Genomic DNA, 12,140 nt, shown 5'->3' with positions numbered 1-12,140 from the left:
TCTCCAATCAATGAGTATGAGGATGAGGAATCTCTGCCGTTTGCGGTTTTTTCGCTTTGGCAGACAGAATCAGAACGACGAGGGCAGAGAGCGCCAGCAGTCCGGCGACGAAATACAGACCCCAGGTGTAGCTACCAGTTTGCTGACGGATGATGCCAATCATCATCGGGCCGACAAAACCGCCGAGGTTGCCGATGGAGTTAATGGTGGCGATACCCGCTGCGGCGGCCGGGCCGCTGAGGAACAGGGTTGGCATGCTCCACAGTGGCGGTTTCGAAGCGCTGATCCCCACGGTGACTAGCGTCAGGGCGATAATCACGGCAAACAGCGTGCTTACGTTACCGGCGTAAATCAGCCCGGCAGCGGCCAGTAAACAGGCACCAATCACGTGCCAGCTGCGCTCTTTGGTGCGGTCGGAATGACGTGCCCACAGGATCATCGCGATGACGCCGATCACTGCCGGGAAGGCGTTAAGGAAACCTATCTCCAGCGAGGAAGCACCAAAGCTGCGGATAATTTGCGGCGACCAGATGCCGAGGGTGTACAAGCCTGCGGACGTGCCGAAGTAGACCAGCGCCAGTGCTAAGACGCGCTTATCCGCCAGCCCGCGCCAGGCACTGCTGTGGCTCTGTTTTGCCGCACGCGCCAGCTCCTCAGCCTGCATGGTGTTTTCCAGCCACGCGCGTTCTTCGTCAGTCAGCCATTTGGCTTTGGCCGGACGGTCGGTGAGGAAGAACAGCACCACCACGCCGAGCAGCAATGCGGGAATGGCTTCCAGCACAAACATCCACTGCCAGCCCGCGTAGCCCAGGAAGCCATGCATCTCCAGCAAGGCAGCGGAAATCGGCGAACCCAGCGCGGTCGAGAGTGGCGCCGCAGCCATAAAAATGGCCGTGACCTGCGCCCGTTTAGCCGCCGGGAACCAGTAGCTGAGATAGAGGATGATGCCGGGGAAGAAACCGGCTTCCGCCACGCCGAGCAGGAAACGCAGGGTGTAGAAGCTGGTGGTGCCTTGCACAAAGGCCATGCAGCCAGAGACTAAGCCCCAGGTGATCATCACGCGGGCAATCCAGATCCGCGCACCGACTTTATGCAGAATTAAATTCGACGGGACTTCGAACAGGAAATAACCGAGGAAAAAGATACCCGCACCCAAACCAAATACCGTGGGTGAGAAACCTAAATCCTGATTCATGGTTAACGCGGCAAAACCAATGTTGACACGATCGAGAAAGGCGATGAAGTAGAGCAGCATGATGAAGGGCACAATGCGTAATGTCACTTTACGCATCACCCTTTTTTCGAGGTGAGAGTTCATATTAAAGTGCTCCAGATTGTGTAGGGTGGTGTTATTTTTTTGTAATCGAGTTCAGTATGCAGTTTTGACTTGGCGGATCATCAAGAGTGGATTATATAAAGTATTTGAATAATCGAATGGCGAGGGAAATGTGGATATAAATCAACTGCGTTGTTTTGTGGCAGTGGGTAAAGAACTCCATTTTGGTCGGGCAGCCCAAAGAATGGAAATGATGCCTGCGTCACTTTCTCGCTTCATTCGATTACTCGAAGAGGACCTCGGCGTACGTTTGTTGAACCGTTCAACACGCAACGTTTCTTTAACGGCAGAGGGCGCGATATTTTTTGACGAAGCCAGCAAATTGATCGATCAATTTGATGCGCTGGCCCTGCGTTTTAAAGTGGGATTAAAAGATGAGCGCCGAACATTACGTATTGGCGCGATAGACAGCGCGGCGCGAGGATTAGTGCCCGCCTTGTTAAACTTATTTATCCCACTGCATCCCACCAGCGATATTCATATTATCGAAGATAAAACCATCAATCTGATCCCGAAATTAAAATCGGGCTGGTTGGATATGATTATTATTCGTGCGCCGCAGGTGATTGATGCCTCACTGGCCATGCGCTTTATTACCCGCGAAAGCTGCGTGCTGGCGGTGCCACGCAATCATCCGCTGGCGGGGAGAACGCAAGTCGCCGTGGAAGATTTTCAGCATGAAGCGATGATTATCCCTGACCGCCGTACCCGACCACACAGTCACGATCTCACCATGAGTTTGTTTAAACAGGCGGGATTAACGCCCCACATCGCGCAGTTCGCTGAAGAGAAACAGACCATTTTAAGTTTGGTTGGGGCGGGATTAGGGCTGGCAGTGGTACCCGCATCCTATCGCACCATGAACAGCGAAAGCGTCAGCTATATTGCATTGGCCTTGCCAGAGCAAATAAAAGGTCTGCCGCTGAGTATTGCCTGGCAAAAAGGGAATGAAGATGATTATCTGCGTGAGATGCTGCGCCTGTTAAATGACAACAAGCGCGAGCTGACTGAAAAACTGTGATGAATGCTTAACTAAATTCCGATTCCGGCGGGCAGTTCTCGCGAATATATATATTAAACGGCGTATAGCTGCCCGGACTTTTATCACTTTCCACCCGATTGAAATGCACGGCAATAATTTCCAGCGCACGGCGTGCTTCTTCATGCGGATTCTGGTCGATAATCACATCAATGACTCCTTCACGCAGCATACGACGACGCTCGGTAGTTAATTCATGGGTAATTAATACCATTTTCTGTTCCAGCCCAAGGGACTTAATCGCTTGAGTGATATTGGTATTACCTGCTGAAACATTATAAATGCCGCGAATATTTGGATTGTTTTGTAATGCTCTTCGCACCACCTCACCGGCACGGGTTTGATCTTCACCACTCTCTAGGGTTTCGCTGATCGCAAATAACGGGAAGCGCTCACGCAGCACTGAGCGAAACCCCATTTCGCGCTCCTCGTGCCCAATCATGTGCTGCATCCCCAACACCACCAACACTTCTCCACCCTGACTGCCGCAAAAGCGGCCCATGAGTTCCCCGGCGGCGCGGCCCATTTGACGGTTGTCCGGCCCCACATAAGCGATTCGCCCGCTGGTGGGAATGTCCGTAACCAAGGTCACCACCGGGGTTTTGGCGGATATCTGTCTTAGCGCCTCTGCAACGTCAGGATCGTTGGGACAGACCACAATCATCGCGTCATTCACCGAGGCAATCTGGTGAATCTGCTTGATGGTGCCCTGCGGTTTAGTCAGGTCGAGATAGTGAATAAAACAGTTAAGACGCATTTCCGACAGCGTGGCGCCGATATCGGCGAAGGCATTACGCAGGCCGCGATAAAAGGGATTCTTCGGCGACTGCATCAGTACCGCCACGCGCAGCATCGGCAAATAGCCGCGAAACAGCACGCGATCCACATTGAGCTTATTGGCCCACTCCAGCACTTTGGCTTCCCGCGCGGGTGAGACACCGCCACGTCGGTTCATCACCCGATCAACGGTACTTAAACTGACGCCTGCGGCGGCAGCTATCTGATCCAACGTGGTTTTTTTGATGTCGCTCACATTAATTATCCGTTTTGAAGGGAAACCATCATTGCGTGAATGTTTACCGCCAATTCAGCATTTGATCAACATTTATGCATCAATTAATTTCAAAGGGTGATGTGCGTAGAGTTTATTTAACGATTCGATGAATTTCGCAGGCCAATAATCAGCGCAGAAACCTGTCTTTATTTAAAAGATAAAAATAAAAGCGCGTGAATTATTCAGCCAATGCCACACTTTTTATTTCAGGAGTTAAACATGACGCAATTAACAGGTATTGCGCTGCTCGGTGCGGGCCGGATGGCGAAAGTACATGCAGCAGCGATTCGCCAGGCGGGTGGGCAGATTGTGGCGGTGTACGATCCGGTTAGCGCCGCAGCTGATGCGATGGCAGCAGAAACCGGGGCGGCAGTGGCATCAAGCGCGGCAGCGGCCATCAGTCATCCTCAGGTCAGCGCCGTGGTGATTGCCACCTCGTCAGATACCCATGTGGAACTGATCATTGCGGCCGTCAATGCCGGTAAACCGGTACTGTGTGAAAAGCCGATCGCCAGCAGCCTGGCGGATGCGCGGCATTGCATTGAGATCATCGGCAGCGAGGCCGCTCAGCGGGTGTTTCTCGGCTTCAATCGCCGCTTTGATCGCGGGCATGCCTCGGTGCGCCATGCGGTACAAGCCGGTGAGATTGGTCGTCTTGAGCAACTGACCATCACCAGTCGCGATCCCTTCCCGCCACCGCTGGAATACATTCCACGCTCCGGCGGCCTGTTCCGCGACATGATGATCCACGATTTCGATATGGCACGCGGCATTGTCGGCAAAGAGTTTGTCAGTATCACCGCGCACGGATCGTCGATTATCGATCCCGAAATCGGTCGCCTGGGGGATGTGGATACTGCCAGCGTGACGTTACTGGCGGAGGACGGCACACTCGTCACTATCCTCAACTCCCGCCGCTGCAGCTATGGCTTCGACCAACGCATTGAAGCCTTTGGTGCCAGCGGCATGGTGATGTCCGATAACCCGCGCCAGTCTGGCTTTACCCGCTATGCACCAGATGCGCCGGGCTGTGCCGCACCGATTCTTGAATTCTTTATGGAGCGCTACGGCCCCAGCTATGTGGAAGAGATGCGGCTGTTCCTGGAGTGTGCACAGAGCGGCAAACCGATGCCGGTCAATGCATTGGACGGACTGAAAGCCGCACTGCTCGCAGAAGCTGCCACCGAATCACTCAGACTCGGCAAAACCCTGCACCTCACTGGATTAGATCAGGAGTTCCATCATGCATAACACCGCTGGCCGACATACGAATACCATTGCCATCGTGACCGGTGGCGCACAGGGCGTGGGTTTTGCCATCGCACGTCAACTGGTACGGGAGGGTTGCACACGATTGATCCTTGCCGGGCGTGATGCAGAGAAGGGCGTGCGTGCCAGTGCCGAACTGGCTGAACGGGGCGCCACGGCGCACTTCGTCGCGCTGGATTTGCAGGATGTGGATGAGTGCCTGGCATTAACCGAGCGGGCGGTCGCTGCCTTTGGCGACGTGAACGTGCTGGTGAATGCCGCCGCACTGGGCGCACGCGGCACACTGGTGGATACCCCAGTGGCACTCTGGGATCAGATGTTCAATACCAACGCGCGCGCACCTTTCTTTCTGATGCAAGGCTTTGTGCGCCATCGGCTGGCTCAGGGCGGCAGTGGGGCGATCGTCAATATCCTGTCGCAGTGCGCGCACTGTGGGCAATCCTATCTGGCACCCTATTCTGCCTCCAAAGGCGCGCTCGCCACGCTGACTAAAAACGTAGCCAATGCCTATCGCGGCAACCGTATTCGCTGCAATGCCATTTTGCCCGGCTGGATGGACACGCCAGGCGAGGATCTCACCCAACGAAAATATCACGGTGCGACAGATGGCTGGCTGGAACGTGCCGAGGCCTCGCAGCCGATGGGACAGCTTTGTAAGCCGCAGCAGTTGGCAAGCCTCGCCAGCTATCTGCTCAGTCAGGAAGCCGGTGTGATGACCGGTGCATTAATCGATTACGACCAGAATGTTGCCGGTGCTTATCCCGAGTAAGGATGCGCCGATTCTGCCCCCTACAAATCAATACAATAAGGTCAGATTATGCAATTAAAAAAACACCTTACCGCGCTGGCACTGCTGTGCGCGTTACCCGTGAGCGTGATGGCGAAAGATCTCAGCATTGGGGTCAGCATGGATCACTTCGACGATAACTTTCAAACCATCCTGCGCCAGGCGATGGCGAGCAAAATGAAACAGCTCGGTGATGTTCAGGGACAGTTTGAGGATGCGAAAGGGGATTCCGCACAGCAGTTGCAGCAGGTGGAATCCTTTATCGGTCAAGGCGTTGACGCCATCATCGTCACGCCTACCGATACCCAGGCAATGAAACCGATTATCGCACTGGCGCAGCGATCTAACGTGCCGCTGGTATTCGTTAACCGTCGGCCAGAAACCCCGTTGAGTGATCGCATGGCCTATGTTGGATCGGATCCACGTCTGGCCGGAAAAATGCAGATGGAAGCACTGGCGAAGAAGATGGGGGATAAAGGCAATGTGATGATCCTGATGGGGAATCTGTCGGGCGAAGATACCCGCGAACGCACCAAAGGGGTAGAAGAGGTGATTGCGCAGCATCCGGGTATGAAGGTGCTGGATAAGCAATCCGCGCTGTTCTTCCGCAAAGAAGCCAATGATGTAACCACCAACTGGCTGCTTACCGGCCAGGATATCAACGCCATCGTCGCCAACAATGATGAGATGGCGATCGGTGCCATTCTGGCACTGAAGCAAGCGGGTGCGAAGAACGTGCAGGTGGCGGGCATTGACGGCACACCGGATGCGCTGCAGTTCATCAAGAGTGGTGAGATGAGTCTGACGGTGTTTCAGGATGCCAAAGGCCAGGGCGATGGTGCGGTGCAATCGGCGGTTGCGCTGGTGAAAGGCGAGAAGGTGGCGAAGGATACCTTTATTCCTTATCAACTGATTACCCGGGAAAATTACAGTGAGTTTGCGCAGAATAAGGTGCGCTAAATATTAAGGTGCTGCTTCCGGTGCGCAGTAATGCGCACCCTGTACGACACCAGACTGCGTTATCACCCGTCGCTTAACTGACGAGCATGACGACCACCATGCAGTTTTTCCCGCAGTGGCTAATTCGCATAACTCTCTCTATGATGGATTTTTTCCCGCGTGATTGTCGGGAACGATCAATGACTTAGGGAAGTAACCACGCGATGACTCTGTTAAATGACCTCGATCTGCGTCAGCTGGAAGCCTTCTCGGCGGTGATTTCAGCGGGCAGCGTGACGGCGGCCGCCAAAGCGCTCAATCGTTCGCAGCCCGCCGTCTCCCGCCTGATTCAGGAGCTGGAGCAGTCGCTGGGTTATCCGCTGTTTATCCGCAACGGCCCGCGTATTCACCCCTCGGAAGAAGCACTGCAGCTGCATCAGTATGTACAGAAAGCGCTGCTGTCATTGCAGCAGATCCGTTTGCGCGCACAAGAGATTGCCCATCAGCAGCATCGTCCGCTCAGTATTGCCGCCACGCCGGCACTGGCCGCCGGATTGCTGCCCCAGGCGCTGGCGGCATTGAACCTGCAAAACAAAGTGCAGATTATCAGCGAATCGGCGGAGCAGACCGCGCATGCGGTAATCACCGCTGAAGCCGATATTGGATTATGTAGCTTGCCGCTGGAGCATCATGCGGTGGAGTTGCACTGGATTGGGCAATCACAGTGCGTGATTGCGCTGCCGGAAGAGGATGAACTGGCGGCACACAGTTCGCTCTCGCTGAGCCAGCTTGCTGGACGCCGTTTGATTGCGCCATGGAGTCCGCAACGCCTGCGTGGTCGTTACGAAAAAGCGCTGAAGAAAGTCAAAGCCCCTCTGCTGGAAACCATCGAAACCAACTCCTCGGCGAATATTCTGGGCTGCGTGCGTGCCGGATTGGGCGTGGCGATCCTCGAACCGGTGACGGGCTGGGGCATGCCACTGGCCGGGGTGGCAATCCGTCCGATTCAGGAAGACATCCCTTACTTCTTTGGCGTGATCACGCCGCAAGGTCGGCAGATTTCCAGCGCGGCCCAGGCGCTGGTGGAAGCGCTGGCAGACGTTGCGGCCGAGTTGCTGCCAGGATTTGAACGCCTGCCCGCCAGCGAGCATCCGCGCATCATGCGAGTGATCAACCAGGAGTCATAGCGGGGCGATTGAGTTCATCCAACAGCAATAGCGCTTCAACAAGAGATGAAGCGCACCGCTACGCATCAGAACCGAATGCATCACGTCACGCATTAGCCCAATTTCGCTACAGCGGCAAGATATAACACAGCGTCTTCCTGACTCACCAGGCGTGATGAATCCCTTCATTTTCAACGCTTATAACTTTTTCGGCATAAGATATAAGAAATCCATTGGTCAAATCCTGAGCGAAAATCTTGACTCACATTTAGGGCAAGAGGATTATGCGAAAACTTAGCTCTTACTATGCGTATTGATGATTGTTAGCTACCTATTATGCGTTTTATAGATAATAAAAAAGGTAGGGTCATCGGCGTGTTTTCATCGTTTTCGCTCGCTCTCAACGCGATCGCTGACACCAGGAAATCTCTCTATGACATATGCCGCCAACGGTCTTGCCGCATTAGAAGCTCAGCTTCAGCAGGATCTGGAATTTCTGGAACTGCCCGCTAAATCCTGGGTACCGGAACGCACCTTTCAGAGTGCGCCGGTCCGCGATGTGGTGGTGATTGGCGCAGGCATGTGCGGTCTGGCGGCACTCGCCAAATTACAGTTCACCGGCATCAGCAATGTGGTGGCTTATGACGCCGCACCCGCTGGGCTGGAGGGTCCGTGGATCACTTTTGCGCGTATGGAAACCCTGCGCTCACCGAAAACGTTGCACGGCCCGGCACTCGGCCTCGCACAGCTGACCTTCCGCGCCTGGTTCACGGCGCAGTGGGGCAAAGAGGCGTGGCAGGAGCTGGACAAGATCCCTAAAGCGCAGTGGATGGATTACCTGATTTGGTATCGCAAGGTATTGAATCTGCCGGTACAGAACAATGTGCGCGTCACCCATATCCAGCAGGCCGGGGATTTGATTGCGCTGGATCTGGACGGTGCCGAAACCGATCGGGTTTACACGCGTCGCCTGGTGCTCGCCACTGGACGTTCTGGTCTCGGTGGTTTCGCCGTACCGGATTTCCTGCAGGGCATTGATCGTCAGTTCTGGGCACACTCCGCTGATGACATCGATTTCACGGCCTTAAAAGGCAAGCGCATTGCCGTGATTGGCGCAGGCGCATCGTCGATGGACAACGCGGCTACCGCGCTGGAGCAGGGCGCGGGCGCAGTGGATCTGCTGATTCGCCGCAAAGAAATGCCACGCATCAATAAAATGACCGGCATTGGTAGCCAGGGTGTGGTGCACGGCATGCATCAGTTGCCAGACGCGTGGAAATGGAAATTCGTCGATTACACCGCCGCCACCCAAACGCCACCGCCGCGCTCTTCAACCCTGCGGGTATCACGCCATGAAAATGCGCGCTTCTTCCTCGACTGCGGAATTAACGCCGTCAAACAGGAAGAAAACGGTCTGGTGATTGAAACCACCCAGGGCGCACTGCACTACGATTTTTTGATCGCCGCGACGGGCTTCACCAACGATTTCCACGGCCGACCGGAGTTTGCCGCCATTGCGCCGCATATTCGCAGCTGGTCTGACGGTCGCTACCAACCTGAGATGGGCAATCCGCGCCACAGCCTGCTGGAAGCGCCGGATCTCGGCCCTTCGTTCGAGTTCCGCGAATTGACGCCTGATGCCTGCCCGATGCTGGCACACATCCACTGCTTCAACGATGCCGCGATGCTGACGCACGGCAAAGTCTCCGGCGATATTCCTGCGGTGAGCGCCGGGGCCGATCGCCTGGTGCGCGGTATTACTGCCTCACTGTTTGCCGAGGACGTCGAGCAGCACTACGCCAACTTACAAGCTTTTGACACCCCTGAATTACAGGGCGATGAATGGGTGGATTCAACCCCGTTACTAAAACAGGAGAACGCGTTGTGAGCGACGCTATTGATCAAGCAGCCGGATTAACACCAGAAGAGGCGTTGTATCAGACGCGCCGCCTGCGTCCCGAATTTGTTGAGGGTGCGGAAGCGTGCCGTGTGTCTGTACTGACGCCGGAAGACGATCAGGGTTTACCTGCGGATCTGCGTCTGGCACTGGCGCAGCGTATGGCGGTGTTGAACTACGATGCGCCGCTGCAACGTGATTACCAGGCGCAACTGGCGGCGTTAAATCCGTCTGAAGCCCTGCTGGCGCTGGCCTCGGGTTGCGCCGTAGCGGAAGAGCCGCTGGCCACGATTGCGCGCCATGCCGACATGGTCACGCAACAACCCATTCAGGCTACCGAACAGCATATTCGTTTGCTGGAGCAGGCCGGTTTGAGCAACCCGCAAATTGTTGCGCTCTCTGAGCTGATCGCCTTTGTTAACTTCCAGACGCGCGTGGCGGCTGGCTTACGTTTGATGAGGTCCGCATGATTCCATCGGTAAATCTCAAGCCGCTGCACTGGCATCCGTACATCACACCAGTCGATGTAGAACAGGCGACACCGGCGCAGCTGGATGCGATGAAAGTCACGCCGTCCAATAAGAAAATCTCCGAGTACGTGCGCACGCTGGTGCACGATCCCGAGAGTTACACCGCACGTACCGGGCTGTTCAACGCCATTATGTATGTAGAAGGTGGCCTCGATCGCGCCGATCGTGAGCTGGGCGCGCTGGGGGCTTCGATCGTCAACGGCTGCCGTTATTGCGCGGTGGTGCATGCGCGCCGTCATGCACAGCTGGCCGACAGTGACGCCGTGGTCAGTGCCATCTATTTTGATAGAGCGGATGTATTAGGTGAACGCGATGCGGCGATCTATCGCTTTGCTCGCCGTTTATCGGTTACGCCTTCTGAGGCCACACCGGAAGATGTGGCGGCACTGCGTGCCGTCGGCATGAACGATCAGGAGATTATCGATCTGATCCACGCCATCGCCATTTTCGGCTGGGCCAACCGTTTGATGCATGTGCTCGGCCATGCTGACCTGAACAAATAAGGGCTGCACCGGATGTTAGAACTCAACAATATTACGCTCTCTTACGGCAGCAATCCGATCCTGAAAGGGGTTGATCTGTCGGTAAAACGCGGCGATGTGGTATCGATCATCGGGCCAAGCGGCACCGGTAAAACCACGCTGCTGCGCTGCATCAACTATCTGGCGAAGCCATCAGCCGGGACGATTCAGCTGGATCAGATCCGCATGGATTATCAGTCACCGGATAAAGCGGCGATCCAGGCGATCCGCTTGCGCACCGCCATGGTGTTCCAGCAGTTTAACGTGTTCAAAAATATGACGGTGCTGGAAAACGTGATGGATCCGCTGATCGTCATCCAGCGTAAAACCAAACAGCAAGCGCGCGACATCGCCGTGCAGGAACTGGAACGCGTGGGTCTGGGTGCCAGGCTCGATCACTATCCGTCGCAACTCTCTGGCGGCCAGTTACAGCGTACCGGTATCGCCCGTGCTTTGGCGGTGCGTCCGGATGTGATGCTGTTTGATGAACCGACCTCATCGCTCGATCCTGAGCTGGTGGGTGAAGTGCTGAAAGTGATTAAAGACGTGGCGTCATCCGGCATTACCTCGCTGCTGGTGACGCATGAGATGCAGTTCGCGAAAAGCATTTCGAATCGCATCGTGTTTATGGATCAGGGTGTCGTGGCCGCGCAGGGCAGTCCGGCAGAGATGTTTGATAACCCAACCCTGCCGCGCCTTGCACAGTTCCTCAGTTCAGAACGAGCATTCTAATAATTAAAGGAATCAAAGACATGCCTGCAATCAAAACCACATTACGTCGCCTGGCCGCGCCTTGCATCATCGCTTTAGCCCTGATCAGCGGTAACAGCTTTGCTGACGCGGTTCGCACCATCAAAATCGCCACCGCAGCGGAATCCAAACCGCTGTCATGGGGCGCGATCGGTCACGAACCTGAGGGTTACGAGCCGGACGTGCTCAAAGCCATCAACGCTAAATTGCCACAATACAAATTTGTGATGGAAGGCGCGGCGGATATCGCGCAGGAAACCGGCCTGGTGACCGGCAAGTACGACATGGCGACCGGCGGTTACTACAAAGCGCCAGCACGCAGCAAACAGTTCCTGATCCCGGATGCACCGATCGGTGCCAGCCTGATGAAGATCTACAGCCGCAGCGACAGCAATATCAACGGCATGAAGGATCTGGTCGGTAAGAATATCGTGCCGGTGACCGCAGGCGGCGGCGTGTATAAATTCGTTACTCAGTGGCAGCAGGATAACCCGAACGACAAAATCACCATCAAAGCGTCCAGCGCGGGCGTGCCTTATCCGGATCGCCTGAAAGAAGTGCAGAACGGGAAGTACGATGCGCTGATCCTGCCTTCAAACCTCGGTGAGCAGACGGTGATCGACAACCAGAAACTGGCGATCAAAGCCAGTGAGCCTGTGGTGATTAACAACACCTATGTGCTGATCCACCGTTCTGCTGAAAACCAGGCCCTGAACGATGACGTGAACAAAGCGCTGAAAGAACTGAAAGATGACGGCACGCTGGATAAGCTGGCGCAGAAGTGGTTCGGCGAAGAAGTCACTAAGTACATGAAGTAATAGATTCACTGCGCCCGGTGTTAAGCCGGGCGCA

12 protein-coding genes are annotated in these 12,140 nt (G+C 55.2%); 10 read left to right on the top strand and 2 right to left on the bottom strand.

Annotated features, from left to right (window positions below):
- Window positions 1-7: 7 nt before the first annotated feature.
- Window positions 8-1,318 (bottom strand): MFS transporter, encoded by a 1,311-nt coding sequence (locus VI01_RS08175; RefSeq protein WP_045814746.1) that lies wholly within the window; start codon window positions 1,316-1,318, stop codon window positions 8-10.
- A 130-nt stretch (window positions 1,319-1,448) separates the two neighbouring features.
- Here VI01_RS08175 and VI01_RS08170 point away from each other — a divergent pair, with 130 nt between their 5' ends.
- Entirely contained in the window at window positions 1,449-2,357 is a 909-nt protein-coding gene (locus tag VI01_RS08170) for a LysR family transcriptional regulator (protein WP_045814745.1), read from the top strand.
- A 7-nt stretch (window positions 2,358-2,364) separates the two neighbouring features.
- Here VI01_RS08170 and VI01_RS08165 read toward each other — a convergent pair whose 3' ends face one another.
- Complete coding sequence (locus VI01_RS08165) at window positions 2,365-3,408, bottom strand: LacI family DNA-binding transcriptional regulator (protein ID WP_045814744.1); 1,044 nt, start codon at window positions 3,406-3,408, stop codon at window positions 2,365-2,367.
- Window positions 3,409-3,648: 240 nt separating this feature from the next.
- Between VI01_RS08165 and iolG the strand changes: the two genes are divergently transcribed.
- From iolG to VI01_RS08120, 9 genes are all read left to right on the top strand, one after another.
- Window positions 3,649-4,680 carry an inositol 2-dehydrogenase gene (gene iolG, locus VI01_RS08160; RefSeq protein WP_045814743.1) on the top strand — a complete coding sequence of 344 codons (1,032 nt, stop codon included), beginning with the start codon at window positions 3,649-3,651 and terminating at the stop codon, window positions 4,678-4,680.
- Entirely contained in the window at window positions 4,673-5,467 is a 795-nt protein-coding gene (locus tag VI01_RS08155; protein ID WP_045814742.1) for an SDR family oxidoreductase, read from the top strand. Before iolG ends, VI01_RS08155 begins: the two co-directional genes overlap by 8 nt.
- 48 nt (window positions 5,468-5,515) lie before the next feature.
- The gene (locus VI01_RS08150; protein WP_045814741.1) at window positions 5,516-6,445 is read left to right on the top strand and encodes a sugar ABC transporter substrate-binding protein; all 930 of its coding nucleotides are present in this window, start codon (window positions 5,516-5,518) and stop codon (window positions 6,443-6,445) included.
- Window positions 6,446-6,648: 203 nt separating this feature from the next.
- Complete coding sequence (locus VI01_RS08145; protein ID WP_038644813.1) at window positions 6,649-7,611, top strand: LysR family transcriptional regulator; 963 nt, start codon at window positions 6,649-6,651, stop codon at window positions 7,609-7,611.
- A 412-nt stretch (window positions 7,612-8,023) separates the two neighbouring features.
- The gene (locus tag VI01_RS08140; RefSeq protein ID WP_045814740.1) at window positions 8,024-9,478 is read left to right on the top strand and encodes an NAD(P)-binding domain-containing protein; all 1,455 of its coding nucleotides are present in this window, start codon (window positions 8,024-8,026) and stop codon (window positions 9,476-9,478) included.
- Window positions 9,475-9,957 carry a CMD domain-containing protein gene (locus VI01_RS08135; protein ID WP_045814739.1) on the top strand — a complete coding sequence of 161 codons (483 nt, stop codon included), beginning with the start codon at window positions 9,475-9,477 and terminating at the stop codon, window positions 9,955-9,957. Before VI01_RS08140 ends, VI01_RS08135 begins: the two co-directional genes overlap by 4 nt.
- Window positions 9,954-10,520 (top strand): peroxidase-related enzyme, encoded by a 567-nt coding sequence (locus VI01_RS08130; RefSeq protein WP_045814738.1) that lies wholly within the window; start codon window positions 9,954-9,956, stop codon window positions 10,518-10,520. Before VI01_RS08135 ends, VI01_RS08130 begins: the two co-directional genes overlap by 4 nt.
- Before the next feature lie 12 nt (window positions 10,521-10,532).
- The gene (locus VI01_RS08125; protein ID WP_045814737.1) at window positions 10,533-11,270 is read left to right on the top strand and encodes an amino acid ABC transporter ATP-binding protein; all 738 of its coding nucleotides are present in this window, start codon (window positions 10,533-10,535) and stop codon (window positions 11,268-11,270) included.
- Window positions 11,271-11,290: 20 nt separating this feature from the next.
- Window positions 11,291-12,106 (top strand): transporter substrate-binding domain-containing protein, encoded by an 816-nt coding sequence (locus VI01_RS08120; RefSeq protein ID WP_045814736.1) that lies wholly within the window; start codon window positions 11,291-11,293, stop codon window positions 12,104-12,106.
- The last annotated feature ends 34 nt before the right edge of the window (window positions 12,107-12,140 follow it).

Origin of the sequence: Pantoea sp. SM3 (assembly GCF_000963995.1) — a bacterium.
GTDB classification, from domain to species: Bacteria; Pseudomonadota; Gammaproteobacteria; order Enterobacterales; family Enterobacteriaceae; genus Pantoea; species Pantoea rwandensis_B.
This window is presented reverse-complemented; position numbering and strand designations above follow the sequence as displayed.